General features: G+C 43.1%; 14 protein-coding genes. 3 read left to right on the forward strand and 11 right to left on the reverse strand.

All coding sequences use genetic code 11. The features are described 5' to 3' along the window. Positions 1-103: 103 nt before the first annotated feature. The 9 genes from J1C77_RS09980 to J1C77_RS10020 all read right to left on the reverse strand — a co-directional run bounded on the left by J1C77_RS09980 (position 104) and on the right by J1C77_RS10020 (position 9,918). Positions 104-349, reverse strand: coding sequence for a SemiSWEET family transporter (locus J1C77_RS09980; protein ID WP_002923232.1), 246 nt, complete (start codon positions 347-349; stop codon positions 104-106). A 265-nt stretch (positions 350-614) separates the two neighbouring features. After that, positions 615-2,189: an ATP-binding cassette domain-containing protein gene (locus J1C77_RS09985; protein WP_002923231.1), complete on the reverse strand. Its 1,575-nt coding sequence runs from the start codon at positions 2,187-2,189 to the stop codon at positions 615-617. A gap of 542 nt (positions 2,190-2,731) precedes the next feature. Next, positions 2,732-3,079: a VOC family protein gene (locus J1C77_RS09990; RefSeq protein WP_002923230.1), complete on the reverse strand. Its 348-nt coding sequence runs from the start codon at positions 3,077-3,079 to the stop codon at positions 2,732-2,734. A gap of 110 nt (positions 3,080-3,189) precedes the next feature. Continuing rightward, entirely contained in the window at positions 3,190-4,965 is a 1,776-nt protein-coding gene (gene spxB / locus J1C77_RS09995; protein WP_002923229.1) for a pyruvate oxidase, read from the reverse strand. A gap of 300 nt (positions 4,966-5,265) precedes the next feature. Beyond that, positions 5,266-7,488, reverse strand: a complete 2,223-nt coding sequence (locus J1C77_RS10000; protein ID WP_042763155.1) for a heavy metal translocating P-type ATPase — start codon at positions 7,486-7,488, stop codon at positions 5,266-5,268. A 10-nt stretch (positions 7,489-7,498) separates the two neighbouring features. Beyond that, the gene (locus J1C77_RS10005) at positions 7,499-7,870 is read right to left on the reverse strand and encodes a cupredoxin domain-containing protein (RefSeq protein WP_002903781.1); all 372 of its coding nucleotides are present in this window, start codon (positions 7,868-7,870) and stop codon (positions 7,499-7,501) included. 18 nt (positions 7,871-7,888) lie between these two features. Beyond that, positions 7,889-8,284, reverse strand: coding sequence for a CopY/TcrY family copper transport repressor (locus J1C77_RS10010; RefSeq protein WP_002903780.1), 396 nt, complete (start codon positions 8,282-8,284; stop codon positions 7,889-7,891). Between the two features lie 144 nt (positions 8,285-8,428). Next, the gene (locus tag J1C77_RS10015; RefSeq protein ID WP_002923226.1) at positions 8,429-9,061 is read right to left on the reverse strand and encodes an SGNH/GDSL hydrolase family protein; all 633 of its coding nucleotides are present in this window, start codon (positions 9,059-9,061) and stop codon (positions 8,429-8,431) included. After that, positions 9,061-9,918 (reverse strand): Cof-type HAD-IIB family hydrolase, encoded by an 858-nt coding sequence (locus J1C77_RS10020; protein ID WP_002923225.1) that lies wholly within the window; start codon positions 9,916-9,918, stop codon positions 9,061-9,063. The genes J1C77_RS10015 and J1C77_RS10020 overlap by 1 nt, the downstream gene beginning before the upstream one ends. Positions 9,919-10,101: 183 nt before the next feature. Here J1C77_RS10020 and J1C77_RS10025 point away from each other — a divergent pair, with 183 nt between their 5' ends. The 3 genes from J1C77_RS10025 to J1C77_RS10035 all read left to right on the forward strand — a co-directional run bounded on the left by J1C77_RS10025 (position 10,102) and on the right by J1C77_RS10035 (position 13,919). Next, positions 10,102-10,743, forward strand: coding sequence for a GntR family transcriptional regulator (locus J1C77_RS10025; protein ID WP_002898348.1), 642 nt, complete (start codon positions 10,102-10,104; stop codon positions 10,741-10,743). Positions 10,744-10,989: 246 nt separating this feature from the next. After that, the gene (locus J1C77_RS10030) at positions 10,990-12,180 is read left to right on the forward strand and encodes a quaternary amine ABC transporter ATP-binding protein (protein WP_002923224.1); all 1,191 of its coding nucleotides are present in this window, start codon (positions 10,990-10,992) and stop codon (positions 12,178-12,180) included. A gap of 14 nt (positions 12,181-12,194) precedes the next feature. Next, the gene (locus J1C77_RS10035; protein WP_002923223.1) at positions 12,195-13,919 is read left to right on the forward strand and encodes an ABC transporter permease/substrate binding protein; all 1,725 of its coding nucleotides are present in this window, start codon (positions 12,195-12,197) and stop codon (positions 13,917-13,919) included. Positions 13,920-14,025: 106 nt separating this feature from the next. Here J1C77_RS10035 and J1C77_RS10040 read toward each other — a convergent pair whose 3' ends face one another. Together J1C77_RS10040 and J1C77_RS10045 are read right to left on the reverse strand one after the other, a co-directional pair. Further along, positions 14,026-16,155, reverse strand: coding sequence for a transglutaminase domain-containing protein (locus tag J1C77_RS10040; RefSeq protein WP_427195068.1), 2,130 nt, complete (start codon positions 16,153-16,155; stop codon positions 14,026-14,028). A 274-nt stretch (positions 16,156-16,429) separates the two neighbouring features. Beyond that, positions 16,430-17,875, reverse strand: coding sequence for a glycoside hydrolase family 1 protein (locus J1C77_RS10045; RefSeq protein WP_002923219.1), 1,446 nt, complete (start codon positions 17,873-17,875; stop codon positions 16,430-16,432). Positions 17,876-17,942 lie beyond the last annotated feature (67 nt).

Consider the following 17,942-nt stretch of genomic DNA (forward strand, 5'->3'; position numbering starts at 1 on the left):
TAAGTTGATCAGATCATTTTTTAAAAATTATCCTCTCAAAAAAAGCAATTGCCCTCTCCTTAAACAAAAAAAGAAGACTGAAAACCAGTCTTCTCTGTTCCTTTTAAATCAAAGCCGTGATAGCCGTTACTAGGCCAAAAACAATCCCGGGTGCATTGGCTGCTGCAAGAGGGATATCTCTTTCCTTTTTGAAAAGTCCATAGTAGACCCAGAGACTGCAGTTAATCGCTGCAACCAAGGGCTGGATGAAGTTTCCTTTTTGACCAGCCAAGTTGTTCATGATTTGTGGGAAGTAAGACACATACATCATAACAGACATGAAGGTCGCTACCCAACCCAAAACTTTCATTTATTTTTCAGACATTTTCAAAGCCTCTTTCATTTTTGCTGAATCTTGTTTTATAATCTTCTTTCAAAACAATCAAGTCTTTAAATCTTTTGTTATAAAGTTGTAAACTATCACAATCTTGTGATAAGAAAGAAGAGTGAGTTTAGAAAAAGTATATATAATCAGAAAAACGCATATTACTATGCATTGAAAAATCTTGATACTGGGTGTTTTATTGCTGCAATATTTACTTCATTTTATGATAAAACTGACTTTTGGGCCAGAATCAATATTTTCCTAAATCTACAACTTGTTGATATCTACTTTCATCATCAATATGATGGGCAATTTCTAACATCATAACAGAAAGAGAAAATAGTAGTTCATGTACCATGAGGGCGTTTTCTTTATCTAGGGTTGCTGTCACTTCATCAGCCAATAACAGATTTTTTCTACGAAGAAGAAAGCGTGCCAATTCAATCCGCACCCTTTGTCCCCCAGAAATATTCTCCCCGTTATTCTTGATAATAAAATCCAGCCCACCCGTCAATTCAAAATCTAGTTTGACTTGTTTCAAAATAGCAAGCAGTTCTTCCTCAGAAAATTCTTGTCCTAAGGTCAAATTGTAACGCACTGTATCGTTAAAGAGAAATGGGTGTTGGTTAATAATTCCTATACTGGATACAAAACTTGATGTACATTCATTAACAGTTGTCACGCCGATAATTTCTCCCTCATCTGCTATTTCTTCTCCAGTAATGAGTCGGAACAAGGTTGACTTACCACAACCACTAGGTCCTTTGATTAAAACTTTCTGACCTGCTTGAACATCCAAGTTTAGATGAGTAAAAAGCTGTCTGTCACCATAGGATTTACTTAAATTTTTAATGTGCAGGGCATGCAATTCTTGCGCATCTTTTTTATCTATCTGTTTTACATCTCCAATTTCTAATATTCCAAAAATCTTATCTGCTGTCGTTTTTGCCCCTTGTATATCTACAGCATCATACATAATAGTCTGAATAGGGCTCACTAGTTGACCTGCTGCGATGTACATGGCAACAAGACTTGCCACTGACACTTTCTGCCCAGCCATAGCAAAGTAAAAACCTAAAACAAGTGGTAAAACTTGGCTCAAAAAGACCATGAAACCGTTGCAAAAGAAAATAATATTATGGGTAAAGCAAAATTTTTGAATTGCTCGTTGATAATTTAGATTAATCTTCCAAAATCTGTTCTGATTTTCAGAAATTGCTTGGTTCATGAGTAGAGTATGTGCTCCTCGGATACTATCAGATACTTGATTATGAACATCTACTCTGCCTTGCGCCATGTCATCACCAGTATGTTTGAGTCTTTTATTCATCAAGAACTGAGGAATAGGACGCAAAATAGTGAAAAAGACAAAAATGCTACCTAGCAACAAATTTTGCGAAATAATATAAATCGCTGTTAGTAATGCAACAAAGCTCCAGCAAATGATATTGACGTATTTTTCTAAGTAATTATCCCCCAAATACTCCATATCTTGTGTGAGCATGGTGATTTTTTCATCTTCGCTAAAATCTTTATTTGTCATCAGCTTGCCAAATAAATCTGCCCTCATATTCATTTGAATTTCACGACGAAAAACATTATGTGTATGATTACAAAAGAGCATTAAGCTATACAGGACAAAGTATACTGTAAAGCCAAAAACAGCAAACTGTATAATTTTAGAATAAGTCAATTCTCCTTGATTTAAGGACAAGGCTTGTGATACGACTAAGGGTTGAGCAAGAGCCAAACCTCCATTTGCCAGTGCGCCAATGATAGTATAAAACTTCGTTTTCTTGTCCAGATAGTGAAATATTTTATTCACAATGCCCTCCTAGAAAAAGAGAGTGGCTAGCACTCCTCTCCATTTTTATTATATAAATTTAACAAATATTACAATCTCATTATTCCTATCTTCTATCTGTTTTAAATATTTGTTTACCTCATTTTCTTCAAGTAAATGTTTATTCTCTTCCAAAATAGGCAATATATTCACTTTCCGTTGTTTTATTTTCTTGTATATTCTTCTTCAATTCATTCGTAATCAAAAATGAATGATTATTTTTGATATTAAAATATACACTACCATCTTCAGTATCATACCTTAAGATATATCGTGATAACTTTCATATTACCATCTCTTTATCTTTGCTTTATTTTAAATACATTGTATAACTATTAAAATAATAATTCAAGAAAAATCAGAATATTAGAAAAGTTCTACATTTTAATAATTTTTAATCGAGTACAAACTAATTTCAAATTCCCTTATCTACTACTATACATGCCGTACTATCACATTTCTGTTCGTCGAGACACAATCTCGCTATTCCTTCCTCTAAGGTTAACTTCAAATGACTACGCATCCTATTTCATTCGATAAAAATCAATCACTAGACCAGCAGGGCCTTTAACTAGCAGCGATTCCGTACCCCAATCAGTTACAGCTGGGCCGTGTACAATCTCAGCACCAAGCTCTTTCAACCGCTGGTAATTCTGGTCTACATCCTCAATCTCGATATGAAGAATGATTCCTGTCTGGAAATTTTCCAAAGGAATCAAATGATTTTGGGACAACATGAGGCAATGACTGCCAATCGTGAACTGAGCAAAACTGTCGTCAACATAGTCTGCCTTTTTATCAAAAATACGCTCCAAGTCAGCACAGACTTGAGGAACATCTGAAACGATGATATCTAATTGATTTAAATTCATTTACTATCCTCCATAAAAAGACCGGATTGCTCCGATCTTTTCAAGTTCCGCTCTTAGAAAATCATAGAATGAAATCTACAAAGTTTATATTTGATTTTCGGCGAGAGGAATTATTTAATTGCGCGTGATTGCAAACCTTCTTCTTCCAAGAAGAGGCGGAATGGTACGAGTTCTTCTGCTTCGTATTTTTCCTTGAAGGCTTTGATAGCTTCTTCTGAGTGAAGTTTTGGATCGAGTTCAAGTACTTCTACTGGAAGCGGACGGTGTTGAGTGATGCGGGCATCGATGACAACAGTCTTACCTTCTTTGTTGAGTTTCACAGCTTCTGCAACGACTGCATCGATATCTTCGATACGGTCAACTGTAAATCCAACAGCACCTTGGGCTTCAGCGATTTTCGCATAGTCAGCATTAGGGAAGTCACAACCAAACAAGTGTTTGTTTGTGTCTTCGTATTTGTCCTTGATGAAGGCATATTTACCATTTGAGAAGACAACGTTGATAACTGGAAGGTCGTATTGAACGTTTGTGATCACGTCTGGGTAGCACATGTTGAATGCACCGTCACCCATGATGTTCCATACTTGGCGATCTGGATTGTCTTTCTTAGCAGCGATACCACCAGGAAGGGCAATACCCATTGTCGCAAAGAGTGGAGATGTACGCCACATGTTCTTAGGTGTCATGTGAAGGTGACGAGTAGATGTTTGAGTAGTATCACCTACGTCGATTGAGTAGATAGCGTCTTGGTCAGCATGTTTGTTGATGGCATTGTAAACTTGGTACAATTGCAATTCACCCTCAGTTTTACCTTCGAGTTTGTTCATGTAATCACGCCAGTTTTGGTTGTTCTTAACGTTTGCACGCCACCATGGAGTAGATTCTACTGGGTTTACTTTGTCAAGGATTGCTTTAGCTGCTTGTCCTGCGTCACCAAGGATAGAAGCGTCAAGGGCATGACGTTTACCAAGTTTGTAAGGGTCGATATCAACTTGGATGAATTTTTCAGTGTTCTTGAAGGCTTCGTAAACTTCAGCAAATGGGAAGTTTGAACCAAGGAAAAGAACTGTATCTGCTTCGAAGACAACTTCGTTGGCTGGTTTCCAACCAACACGGTAAGCAGAACCTGTCAAACCTTCGTAGTTCCATTCGAAGGCTTCAAAGTTTTTACCAGTTGTGATGATTGGTGCTTTGATTTTACGTGACAATTCAGTAATGACTTCACCAGCTTTGACACCACCGTAACCAGCGTAGATCACTGGACGCTCAGCATTGTTCAAGATTTCAACAGCTTTATCGATTTCAACTTCGTTCAAAGCAGGAGCGATAAATGAACGCTCGTAAGAACCTGAACCGTAGTATGAGTTTTCGTCGATTTCTTGGAAACCGAAGTTTACTGGAATTTCAACAACAGCTGGACCTTTTTTAGAAACTGCAGCACGGCAAGCTTCGTCAATTACTTTTGGCAATTGCTCAGCGTAGGCTACACGTTTGTTGTAAACAGCGATACCGTTGTACATTGGGTTTTGGTTCAATTCTTGGAAGGCATCCATGTTGAGTTCGTTAACTGGACGTGATCCAAGGATAGCAAGGAATGGAGTGTTGTCCATAGCTGCATCGTAAACACCGTTAATCAAGTGAGTCGCACCCGGACCACCTGAACCAACTGCAACCCCGATTGAGCCGCCGAATTTAGCTTGCATCACCGCTGCAAGAGCACCTGTTTCTTCGTGGCGAACTTGCAAGAAGCGGATATCTTTGTCTTCAGCCAAAGCGTCCATCAATGAGCTGAGTGTTCCTGATGGGATACCGTAGATAGTATCTACGCCCCATGTTTTCAATACGTTGAGCATTGCTGCAGATGCAGTAATTTTCCCTTGAGTCATAATAATAACTCCCCTTCAATAAAATAAATTTTCAGTTGTTGAAAACATTTCCATTTGTGAATGAAAACGCTTCAAGAAACTTTACTCTACCAATTTATCATGTTTTTTCGCTCTTGTATAAGAATATGCTCAAAGATGATATAGAACTATTACATAACACAATGCTCTTTTTTTGAGAAAATTTCACAAACTATATTAGTATAGGATATTTTATTATAATTTGCATGCACCTCTAAGACTTGTAGCTGTAGGAAATCGAACAAAAAGCGATACAAAATTCTGTATCACTTTTTATTTCATTTAATCAATTTTCTCAACATTGAGAAGCAGCGAGCTAGTCAAAACAGACAAAGAACTAAGGGCCATAGCAAGACCTGCTAGTTCTGGATTGAGGGTCAATCCCAGTCCTACAAAGACTCCAGCAGCAATTGGAAGCCCAAGGATATTGTAGATAGAGGCCCAGAAGAGATTGAGTAAGATCCTGCGGAAGGTCTTTTGACTCATGTCAAAGGCGCGCACAACGCCAAGTAAATCATTTTGCGTGAGCACGATGCCACCGGACTCGATCGCAATATCCGTTCCAGATCCCATAGCGATCCCCACATCCGCGATCGAGAGAGCTGGAGCATCATTGATCCCATCTCCAACAAAGGCGACCTTGCTAGATTCTTGCAGTTTTTGGATGGCGCTAGCTTTTTCTTGAGGAAGGACATCAGCAATGACGGTGTCAATTCCCACTTGCTTAGCAATAGCTTGGGCCACCCGTTCATTATCCCCCGTTAACATGACCGTTTTCAAGCCCCGTTCTTTGAGCTTTTTGATCGCTTCTTTTGAGCTGGCCTTCGGAGCATCTTGAATGGCAATCAAGCCAATCACTTGCCCATCCACAGACAAACTGATCACTGTTTTGGCCTGCTCTTGCAACTCTACCATCCGTTTTTCAAGCTCCGGATCCATCGCTGTCCCGTCATGAAGTTTGCCATTTCCCAAGGTCACCAACTGCTGGTCGATCTGACCTTGGACCCCTTTTCCTTCAATCGCTTGGAAGTTTTCCACAGGGAATAACACCAAACCTTTTTCTTCTGCTTGGGATAACACCGCTTGGGCTAGTGGATGTTCTGAAAAAGTTTCAAGACTAGCAGCCAGTGTCAAGACACGCGCTTCATCTCCTACAACATCGGTTACAAGTGGTTGGCCAATGGTAATAGTCCCTGTCTTATCAAACACAACGGTTTGAATCTTTTGCACTTCTTGAAGAACCGTTCCATTTTTAATCAGAACCCCCATCTTGGCACTACGGCCGGTTCCGACCATCAGGGCTGTTGGGGTTGCTAAACCAAGGGCACAAGGACAGGCAATAATGAGGACAGAGACTGCATAGAGCATGGCCTCTTGAAGCGACGCGCCCAGAAGCACGGACCAAACCCAGAAAGTCGCAATGGCCAAAATCGTCACCACTGGAACAAAGATACCTGAAATCTTATCCGTCAAATCTTGAATAGGAGCACGACTGGATTGGGCCATTTTGACAAAGTCCACAATTTGAGATAAGAGGGTCTCACTACCGACTTTTTCAGCCTTAAAGAGAATGGTCCCATTGCTGTTGATAGTGGAGCCGATAACTGCATCACCAACTGATTTTTCCACAGGCAAGCTTTCACCTGTCACCATCGACTCATCAATGGTCGTACTTCCTTCTACAATCGTCCCATCAACCGCAATCTTTTCCCCAGGACGGACCCGAATCAAGTCATCAATTTGGATATCTTCTGCCGCCACCTCGACATAGTTCCCATCACGGAGAACTTGAGCCGTTTTTGCCTGCAAATCCAACAACTTTTCCACAGCCTCGGAGGCATTGTTACGCATCCGTTCTTCAAAGATTTGCCCTAAGAGGATAAAGAAGATGATAAAACCCGCAGCCTCAAAGTATACTGGCTGACCAGTAAAAAGGGCAAATACACTATAGACATAGGCTACCAGGGTTCCAAGAGCTACCAAGGTATCCATATTGGAATGGTGCTTCTTAAATGAGGCCCAGGCACTCTTGATAAAAGGTACTCCTGCTACCAACATGATCGGCGTTGTCGCTAGAAAAGTCCCCCAGCGACTGACTGTATGGGATACAAATCCTGCCATCATCCCGATCATCAAGATCAATAAAGGAAGGGTAAAGATACTAGTAATCCAAAAGCGATCCCGTAAACTTAAGACACGACGGCGTTTTTCCACAACCGTGTAGGAACTCTTTTGCATCTTCATTCCACATGAAAACTCGAAGTCCCCTGTTTCTGTCGGGGTAAAGGATATCACCTTATCCACACCGACTTCCAAAGGCTCTAAAATCCCCTGATCTTCAAACCAAATTTCCTTGTAACAGCCGGAAGGATTGACCCGATGGAAGGTGATTTCAGCAGGGATCCCTTTTTGAAGTTGAAATTCTTTGGGACTATAGCCCTTTTCTGCTGTAATACGGATCTTTTGCACTCCGTTTTCCACAACTGCTTTTTGTTTTTCTACCATACCTACTCCTTTATTCCACAATCATGTGACCATGCATCATGTTCATTCCACATGAATACCCATATTCGCCCGCTTTTTCTGGCGTAATTTCAATGACATGTTTTTCACCTAAAGGCAAATCTTCATGAACGCCAAAATCTGGAAAGATCACTTGAGCCAGACATGAAGATGGATCCTTGCGATTAAAGATGATCCGGGCTGGAACATTCTTTTTCAGGACAATGGTTTCAGGCGAATAGCCCCCCATGACTTCGACTTCAATTTCTTGATAACCTGATTTCTGACGAGCGTGGCCGCTTACCTTTTCATGCTCTGCAAAGAACCACCAAGCAATAAAGACAACCACAAGTAAACAAACAATACTAATCAACAATCCAAACATGGAATTTCCTTCTTTCTATTACATACAATTGCAAGGGACTGTTTCGACAGCCTCTGCTTTCTTTTCTTCCAGGACCTGCTGCAGCTGATTAAGATCTGCAAGCGTAAAGTCACTCTCCTGAATCAAGTTTTCAAGCACCTGGACAATCCTTTTGGAGCAAACCTTGTCTTTCACATCCTCAACGACCAAGTCTAAACTCTGGTCCTGCGTCAACAAAGCCGAGTAAACAAAGGCTTTGCCTGATTTTTCTCTAGTCAAACATCCTTTCTCCACCAAGCGGGTCAAGAGAGTCTTGACCGTCGACTTCGACCAGTCAAAGCGCTCGGACAAGACGGCGATCAAATCCGTGCTGGTCTGCTTGCCTTCCATCCAGATAATCTTCATGATGCGCCATTCCGCATTGGAAATTTGCATGAGCTCTCCTTTCTAAATCTACATTTGTAAATCTTATAATCCTATTTTACCTCTAAGATTTACATTTGTCAACCAAAAGTTTTAAAAAAAATCTTCCTTTGAAGATTTGTCTGGTTGGGCTTTTTTCGCTCCCTATTTTTATCTCTATAACGTCTCCTGCAAAGCCTTGGACAGGGCTGCATAGCCAGAAATGGTCAGATGGAGGCCGTCAGTTGTGTAGTCTGGGCGCAGCTGGCCTTCCTCGTCCAGAAAAGCATCGTAGAGATCGATAAATTGGACATTCATGTAGGCGTTAGCCAGCTGGCGATAGGCCTGATTAAGGACCTGAATCTTTTCATTGCTGCGGACATAGACCGTGCTCTTGTAGGCCGGAGCTTCATTGACCGGCAGGACCGACAGCAATTGGATCTGAGCCAAAGGATAGTCACGAGAAATCTCCTGAATCACGGCTTCCAAATTGGCCAGCGTTTCTGTCTGAGGCATCTCCTTGCCAATATCGTTGGTACCTATCAGGATAAAGACCTTATCCAGAGTCTGCCCAAAGAGATGGGCATCCAGATTTTCTAAAAGCAAATCAGTCTTATAGCCCCGAATTCCGCGGTTGATCAGTCTTTTATCCGTCTGCAGGAGCTCATAGAGAGGATAGTATTCTACAATGGAATCTCCGATAAAGATGATGTCTGGCTCCTTGACGGAGACTTGATTGAGTTCTCTGTAGTTTTGCTGCAATTTTGCCTGCTCCTTGAGAAGCCATTCTTCTAATAATTGTACTGCCATTATCCCTTTTCCTCTTCTAAGTATTGCTCAATCACCTGTAGAACACCGGCTTCTGTATTGGCCAGCGCTAGGTAGTCTGCTACCTTTTTGACCCGCTCATCGCCATTCTCCATAGCGTAAGAAATACCAGCTAATTCAAGCATTTCTATGTCATTTTCACTATCACCAAAAGCCATAATTTCCGAGCTTTGAATCTGCCACTTAGCCATCAGCTGCTGCAAGCCCCAAGCCTTGTGCATCCCATCTTGGAGGATGTCAATGGCTCCATAACCACTAGCAACCGCGCTCAATCGGCCTGCAAAATGCTGATTAATCAGACGAGCATGCTCTGCTACTGCAGCCTCTTCTACCATCATACTCATTTTCAAGACCTTGGCAAAGGGATAATCCTGTAGGCTTGGCACAAAGTTCATCCGCTTGTGGAAAAACTGGGCCATTTCCTTGGTCATGACTTTTTCAATCAAGGGAAACTCTGTCCCCTCTTGGACAAAGCCACCTCTTTCAGAAGTCACAACCAGCTGAAGCTCCTTTTCACGACCCGCAAAGTAAGCCAGCGCATCCCTAATCAATCCGGCTTCCCAGAAGCTGCTCATGCTTAGCTGGTTCTTTTCAAAAATCCGGGCTCCGTTGGCGACTACCAAGGTCATTCGTTCTACCAAATCTCCCAATAGCAGTCGCATCCGTGGAATTTCATTGCCAGTAGCCACCACAAAGCGAATGTCTCTCTTATCCAGCTCATCTAAAATAGTAGCCAGACGCGGCAAATCCAGCTGTCCCTGTCCGTCTAGCAAGGTTCCATCCATGTCTGTCGCTATCATCTTTACTGTCATCTTTTTTTCCATTCCTATCTCTATCATCCAATTTGGATTGCCCCTTTTCCAGAAGACCTCTAACTTTTAGACATATTATACTACTTAAAAAAGTAAAAAGAAAGGTAAGAAGAGGCGGATAGGACAGTCGATTTTACAAAGAGCACTTTTCAATCTTCCAGTTTTATATTATAATCATAGCTATATTTCTGTTGTAAATTGGAGGTCCTCATGAGCAAAAAAGAAGTCGCATTCCCACGCTACCAGCAGATTGCCGTCGCCATTGCCGAGCGAATCGTTGACGGCAAATATCCCATCGGAAGCAAGATCTATGCCCGCTCTACCCTAGCCAGCAACTTCAATGTCTCACCTGAGACAGCCCGCAAGGCTATTAATGTGCTGGTAGACCTGGAAATCATGGAAGTCCGCCACGGCAGTGGAGCCTTCATTTCTTCCAAGGAAAAAGCCCAGCAGTTCCTTGAGACCTATAAAGATGTCAACTCTCTGCAGGACCTCAAAAGCAAGCTCCACCAGAGCATCCAGCGCCAAGAGGAAGAATTTGCCAACTTTTCCCAGCTACTCAATCAGCTTCTCAGTCGTACCAAGGATGTCCAGCAGCGCTTCCCTTTCAATCCCTACGAGCTCCAGCTCTCAGCAGACGCCATCAACCTAGGAAAATCTATCAATGAGCTCAATATCTGGCACTCGACTGGCGCTACCATTGTTGCAGTCCAGCAGGGTGAACAACTCCTAATCTCGCCTGGTCCTTATACCAAGCTAGAAGCCGGCAATACCATCTACTTTGTTGGCAACGAATTATCGGTCGGTTTGATGCATAATTTATTTTTTAATGAAATTGAAACAAACAAGTGAAACAGCACTTGTTTTTTCTTTGTCAAAAAACAGAATACACAAGCAAGTACGCTATTTGACAAGGTTTTTACGACTTTCAAAAATATTTCAAAAAATCACTCCCCTTTTTTATAATAGCCGAAAAAGGCCGGTCTGACGGTCTTTTGGGTTTGACAAAGTGACCACACGATGTTATACTGTGATGGTCTTTTAAGTGACAACTTATCAAAATAAACATGTAGTCACTTGTGCAAAAGGAGAAATACGTTGAATAAACTAGAAGTAAAACATTTGACTAAAATTTTCGGAAAAAGGCAAAAGCAGGCACTAGAAATGGTGCAGCAAGCCAAAAGCAAAACGGAAATTTTAGAAAAAACCGGTGCTACTGTCGGAGTTTACGATGTAAACTTTGAGGTCCAGACCGGAGAAATTTTTGTCATCATGGGACTGTCCGGTAGTGGGAAGTCTACCCTTATCCGCCTGCTCAACCGATTGATTGACCCAACATCAGGCGACATTTACATCGACGGCCAAGATGTGGCCAAGATGAACGAAGAGGAGCTGCGTGACGTTCGCCGCCACAAGCTCAATATGGTCTTCCAGAACTTCGGACTCTTTCCGCATCGGACCATTCTGGAAAATACTGAGTTCGGTCTGGAAGTCCGAGGTGTTGATAAGGAGGAGCGCACGCGCCTAGCTGAACAAGCTCTAGACAATGCTGGTCTCCTCTCTTTCAAGGACCAATACCCCGATCAGCTCTCCGGCGGGATGCAGCAGCGGGTTGGCTTAGCTCGAGCTTTGGCCAATAATCCTGATATTCTGCTCATGGACGAGGCCTTCTCAGCTCTAGATCCCCTTATCCGCCGCGAAATGCAGGATGAGCTGCTGGATCTGCAGGCAGAGCATGAGCGTACCATTATCTTTATCACGCACGATCTCAATGAGGCCCTGCGTATCGGTGACCGTATTGCTATTATGGCTGACGGTCAGATTATGCAGATTGGCACCGGTGAGGAAATCCTGACCAATCCAGCCAACGACTTCGTTCGAGAGTTCGTTGAGGATGTGGATCGCTCTAAGGTCCTGACCGCTCAGAATATCATGACAACGCCACTGACTACTAACATTGACATTGATGGACCTACCGTGGCTCTTAATCGGATGAAAAAAGAAGAGGTCAGTATGCTGCTGGCTGTGGATAGGAAGCGGCAGCTCAAGGGTAGTCTGACTGCCGAAGCCGCCCGCGATGCCCGTAAACAGCATCAAGCACTGGCTGAAGTGATTGATAAGAACGTCCGCAAGGTCACTCAGGAAACCCTGATTACCGATATTTTCCCGCTGATCTACGATTCACCAGCGCCTCTGGCCGTTGTAGATGATAAGGACAAGTTAGTCGGCGTTATTATCAAAGGTCGAGTCATCGAAGCCTTGGCCAATACTACTGAATCTGAAGAATAAGGGAGGTTCGCATTTTGAATATTTTACAACAGCCAATCCCCGTTTCTCAATGGGTTGAGGCCTTTACTAACTGGGTAACAGATACCTTCTCCGGGCTTTTCTCGGTCCTTCAGGCTATCGGAAATGCCATCATGAATGGAATGACAGACACCCTGCTCTTCATTCCGCCACTGCTCTTTATCGCAGTCATTACTATCTTTACCTATTTGATTTCCAAGCGTAAGCTGGGACTGCCCCTGCTCACCTTCCTGGGCCTGCTCTTTGTTTACAACCAAGGCCTCTGGGAAAATCTTATGAATACTGTGACCTTGGTCATCGTCTCCAGTGCCATTTCCATTATCATCGGTATTCCACTGGGAATTTGGATGGCTAAGAGCAACCGTGTCGAAGCAGTTATCAAGCCCTTGCTAGACTTTATGCAGACCATGCCGGCCTTTGTCTACCTGATACCGGCCGTGGCCTTCTTCGGTATTGGTATGGTGCCTGGGGTCTTTGCCTCTGTCATCTTTGCCCTGCCACCGACTGTCCGCTTTACCAATCTAGCCATTCGTCAGATTCCGACTGAGCTGATTGAAGCGTCAGACTCCTTCGGGGGCACTGGCAAGCAGAAGCTCTTCAAAGTTGAGCTGCCTCTGGCTAAAAATACTATCCTAGCTGGGGTCAATCAGACCATCATGTTAGCTCTGTCTATGGTTGTTACTGCCTCTATGATTGGGGCGCCAGGACTGGGTCGCGGCGTTCTCTCTGCCTTGCAGCATGCCGACATCGGTTCCGGCTTTGTCAATGGGGTGTCTCTGGTTATCCTGGCCATTATCATTGACCGCCTGACTCAGAAGCTCAACCAACCTCTGGCTAAAAAATCACCGGTCACTGCCAAGGAAAAACGCAAGAAGATTATGCTCTGGTCTGCTCTGGCTGCTGTCATCATGACAGCCTTTGTCGGAAATCAAGTAACCAAGCTTCAGCAAAGCAAAAAAGAAAAGGTCAACCTTGCCTATGTTGAATGGGACTCCGAAGTTGCCTCAACCAATGTCGTAGCGGAAGCTCTCAAGGAAATGGGCTACGATGTCACCATCACACCGCTGGACAATGCCGTTATGTGGAAGTCCGTTGCTAATAGCGAAGCCGATGCCATGGTTTCTGCCTGGTTGCCGACCACTCACGCTGCTCTCTATGAGGAGTACAAGGACAAGCTAGTGGACTTGGGGCCAAATCTTGAGGGCGTTAAGACAGGGCTAGTCATACCAAGCTATATGGACGCTGACTCCATCGAAGACCTGTCAGACCAAGCCAAGAAAACCATCACAGGTATTGAACCCGGCGCTGGTATCATGACCGCGACTGAGAAGACTATGCAAGAATACAGCAATCTCAGTGGCTGGAATCTTTCTTCTTCCTCAACAGGAGCCATGACCACTGCTCTGGATCAAGCTATTAAGAATAAAGAAGATATCATCGTAACCGGCTGGTCACCACACTGGATGTTCTCCAAATACGACCTCAAATACCTCAAGGATCCTAAGGGAACCATGGGTGGCAAGGAAGCTATCCACACTATCACTCGAAAAAATCTAGACAAGGACTTGCCAGAAGTCAACAAGGTCCTGGATAACTTCAACTGGACTCAAAAGGACATGGAAGAAGTCATGCTTAAGATTAACGAAGGCAGCTCACCAGAAGCTGCAGCCAAAGAGTGGATCAAAAACCATCAAAAAGAAGTCGAAAGCTGGAAGAAATAAAAGCATAGAAAACCCCTGAGATAACAGTATCTCAGGGGTTTTGATTAGCTTCTTCCTTGTCTTACAAGACTTAGGCATCTTTTAAAGATTGCTTCTATTTGGAGCATCATTCTTTAATAGCATCTTCGTATCTGTCAAAAGCATAGTGGCTCTGCGCATAGAGTGGATTATCCATGGCCAATAGCAAGTATTCATTTTCTTTTTTATTGCTGTCTCCATCAGAGTCATTCCAGGTAACATCTAAGGCCAGCCACTGACCATCTACTTTTGCGAAGTTCCAAGCATGCGGGTCAAAATCATCTGTATTTCCACTCACATACATGGTTTCGAGACCAGCTTCCTGAGCAAGAGCCTGGAAGGTTACAGCATAAGCTTGACAGACTCCCTTACCCTCAAATAGCGGACCAGTAATATCAAAACTAGATTCATACTTGCGAATACCGTCTTGCATATCTTTAAACGCTTTTGAAATAGCCTCTTCTGATTCTTTATTCTCAATAGATGTTTTGTAATTCAAAAAGCCTTGGTAAGCAGCCTTATCATAGCTAATATGCTCAATCATATACTGATTAATTGCCTCAATCTTTTCTCGGTCGCTCATCTGGTCTTTGATGATATCTTTGACAATCTCTTTAACTTTTTTTCGGGCCTTCTTATATTTGGCAGTTTCATCAGCATCGTATTTAAAACTTACCACATGTTGCTTAGCATCAATGGCAGGAACCACTCCCTGCTGAATGACTGGATTCTGCTCTAAAACATCGTGAAGCAATTCACTGACATCTCCTTCACTCAGCTCTGGAAACTCACTGTAATCAACATATTCAGCATCGGACAGAAGAGCCTTAGCAAAATATTCCTGCGCTGCACTTCTGGCTGCCACTCTTTCCTCAATATCACTAACATCATGAACGACTGTTTTACCCTTGAGATCCAAGTCAGCCTGCTCTACGCTGATATATTTCTCTGAAACACCCGACTTGCTTTCCTCTTTATTGACCTTTTCATTATGCCTATCTACAACAGGCTGCACTTCTTCGACACTGGCCTGTTCAATGAAAAAGTCCGTTTTGACAGTAGGCATGCCCTTGATAGAGACCAGACATCTGACATCCCGGCCTTCTTTTTCAATTTTTTCATAGACGATTGGAAAGTTCTGAATCTGGCCATCCATCATCTGCAGTGGTGCTTCTTCAGGAATATTTCCCTTCTGCCGCAGGGCAGAAACCTGGTCAGAAAAACTCCGAAAATCGATTTGATTCGGCATCAGTTTCGCAAAGCTATCAGATGAGATAGGATTGCTGATAGTTCCTAAAGCTTCTTTGTCTTTAAGGGGAACAACAAGGAGTTCATAAGGCTTTTTCTCAACCTTTCTATTACTGTAATCCTGGTCGTAAGCCTGCAGCAACCGTTGTCTGGCAAGTATCGGATCATCACCGGAACGGCCGCCGTTGCGGCTATCATAGTGGGTAGGCAAATCTGTCCGATACACTGTCGAAGTGACCCGATCGACCTCTTTATAGTTATAAAGACCTGTCTTCGTATCACTGCCAGGCATGGTCACATACTCTCTTTTTATAATGGAATAAGAGTCCGCTCCAGGTACTTCGGTCCATTCCAGCTGCAGGCGACCATCCCCGAGCAGACTGCTCTTGGTCTTCAGAGCTAGCTTGTCGCGCCCTTTCTTATCTATCTTAACGATCCAAAGTTTTGGTTTTTTAAGCTTTTTACCTGTTCGCTCATCATCCCGTTGCAGCAAATAGAGCGTATCAAAAACACCCCAGCTCTCACCTTGCTTGGCTAGACCATATTCTGTATGCTCTCCATTCGCCTCCACTCTAGTCGCAGAGAAATGATAAGCTGGCTCAATCACTATCTGCCGCTTATCATTCATCTTAAAGTCACCCCCTAAAATAGCTCGTAAGTTGCTGTCCCCATAAATTTCAAAGGAAGAAATCAACTCGGTCTGTCCTTCATGTGGCAGTGTCTCAAAATCGTTAGGCTTTTGTACCTCTGTCGGAAATGTAATGGGCTCATTTTCCTTGATCTGAATGACCTTTTCTTGGACATCATAAGGAGTATTTTTGCTGTATTTTTCTCTCAGCTTACGAACACTTTCCGAAAATTGGCTGCCTTGCTCTCCCGGACCTCCACCGTTCTTTTGAAAAAGACTGCAGCCCATCAGAAAACAAATCAACAGAGTAAGCAGAGAAATGAAACGGATTTTCCTACTCATGATTTTCCCTCCTGAAATAGATATTCTTCACATATTATACCATATTTTATTTGAGGCGTCTTTGTTTTTTTGCAAACGGATTCAAACATCCGCAATATTGAGAATAAATTCTTACTTTTTTATAGAGACAGCTTTCCTCAAAACACTGCTTTTCCTCTAGTTGCTTTTAAAATCAAGAGGATTTAACCAATTCCCATCTTAAAATGTAGAAAAAACCAAGCCAGATAGAACTTGGTTTATTTTATAAGGAGCCATTCTATTTTGTTTAAGTCATTCAATCCTGATAAAGACTGTCTCCATTCGTCGCAATGACTTCTTTGTACCAATCAAAAGATTTTTTCTTATAGCGGGCTAGAGTTCCGCTACCGTCATCGTTGCGGTCAACGTAGATAAAGCCGTAACGCTTACTGAGTTCTGCCGTGCTGGCTGAGACCAGGTCAATACAGCCCCAAGTTGTGTAACCTAGCAGTTCTACGCCATCTTCCAGCGCTTCTCCTACCTGTTGCAAATGCTGTTTGAGATAATCAATACGGTAGTCATCTGCAACCGTTGGGCCATTTGGACCATCCACCAAGACATCCTTGGCACCGAGACCATTTTCCACGATGAAGAGAGGGAGCTGATAGCGGTCATAAAAGCTATTTAACACCAAGCGCAGGCCGACTGGGTCAATCTGCCAACCCCATTCTGAGCTAGCCAGATGAGGATTCATAATACCACCTAGCAGATTGCCTCGGCCGGAAGAATAATTTTCCGGATCATGAGCCGCAACCACACTCATGTAGTAGGAGAAGGAAATAAAGTCTACAGTATTTTCAGCTAAAAGCTCTTTGTCACCTGGCGCAAACTGAATCTCAATCCCATTCTCCTTGAAGAAACGATTGATATAGGCAGGGTATTTCCCACGCGCATGGATATCAGAGAAGAGATAGTTTTGATTTTCAAATTCCCGAGCTGCCAGCACATCTTCAGGCTTAGGCGTCATGGGATAAGCCGGCATGGCCAGAACCATACAGCCAATCTTAAAATCAGGATTAATCTCATGACCAATCTTCGTTGCCAAGGCAGACGCCACCAGCTCATGATGAACTGCTTGATAAAGGTCCTGCTTGGATAGTTCTTCAGCTGGCGTCGCAATGCCTCCACTCATAAAGGGCGCATGGAGAACAGAGTTGATTTCATTAAAGGTCAGCCAATACTTGACCTTGTCCTTATAGTGGGTAAAAACCGTGCGGACATAGCGCTCGTAGAAGCCAATCAAATCGCGGTTGGCCCAACCATTGTACTGACGAGCCAAATGCAGGGGCGTTTCATAGTGAGACAAGGTAATCAGCGGCTCAATGCCATATTTGGCCAGTTCGTCAAAAAGATTGTCATAGAATTGCAGACCAGCTTCATTGGGTTCCAGCTCGTCTCCCTTTGGGAAAATCCTAGACCAGGCAATGGAGGTCCGGTAGACCTTGAAGCCCATCTCTGCAAAGAGGGCAATGTCCTCCTTATAGCGATGATAGAAATCAATCCCTTCCAGCTTGAGATTATCTGGTGTCGGCCCCTCAGTAATCAAAGGATTGCGGTCACCTGGCTTGGCTGGCACTCCGCCTTTTGGAGTCACATCCTGAACAGACAGGCCTTTCCCATCTAGATTATAGGCGCCTTCATACTGATTGGCTGCAGTTGCGCCACCCCAAAGAAAATTCTGCGGAAATTTACCCATTTGCATTTTCTCACTTTCGTTTTTTTTGTATTTATATTATAATAGTTGTCAAACATATTTTCTAACACAATTA

It is taken from the genome of Streptococcus sanguinis (genome assembly GCF_050223295.1).
Classification (GTDB): domain Bacteria; phylum Bacillota; class Bacilli; order Lactobacillales; family Streptococcaceae; genus Streptococcus; species Streptococcus sanguinis_X.

What these genes read in the sequence shown, in the direction of transcription:
- J1C77_RS10005 (WP_002903781.1), bottom strand. Translation starts at nt 7,870, where the DNA reads ATGTTTGGATTGTTGATTAGTATTGTTTGTTTACTTGTGGTTGTCTTT.
- J1C77_RS09980 (WP_002923232.1), bottom strand. Translation starts at nt 349, where the DNA reads ATGAAAGTTTTGGGTTGGGTAGCGACCTTCATGTCTGTTATGATGTAT.
- J1C77_RS10020 (WP_002923225.1), bottom strand. Translation starts at nt 9,918, where the DNA reads ATGATAGAGATAGGAATGGAAAAAAAGATGACAGTAAAGATGATAGCG.
- spxB (WP_002923229.1), bottom strand. Translation starts at nt 4,965, where the DNA reads ATGACTCAAGGGAAAATTACTGCATCTGCAGCAATGCTCAACGTATTG.
- J1C77_RS10025 (WP_002898348.1), top strand. Translation starts at nt 10,102, where the DNA reads ATGAGCAAAAAAGAAGTCGCATTCCCACGCTACCAGCAGATTGCCGTC.
- J1C77_RS10040 (WP_427195068.1), bottom strand. Translation starts at nt 16,155, where the DNA reads ATGAGTAGGAAAATCCGTTTCATTTCTCTGCTTACTCTGTTGATTTGT.
- J1C77_RS09990 (WP_002923230.1), bottom strand. Translation starts at nt 3,079, where the DNA reads ATGAATTTAAATCAATTAGATATCATCGTTTCAGATGTTCCTCAAGTC.
- J1C77_RS10045 (WP_002923219.1), bottom strand. Translation starts at nt 17,875, where the DNA reads ATGCAAATGGGTAAATTTCCGCAGAATTTTCTTTGGGGTGGCGCAACT.
- J1C77_RS10000 (WP_042763155.1), bottom strand. Translation starts at nt 7,488, where the DNA reads ATGGTAGAAAAACAAAAAGCAGTTGTGGAAAACGGAGTGCAAAAGATC.
- J1C77_RS10015 (WP_002923226.1), bottom strand. Translation starts at nt 9,061, where the DNA reads ATGGCAGTACAATTATTAGAAGAATGGCTTCTCAAGGAGCAGGCAAAA.
- J1C77_RS10010 (WP_002903780.1), bottom strand. Translation starts at nt 8,284, where the DNA reads ATGCAAATTTCCAATGCGGAATGGCGCATCATGAAGATTATCTGGATG.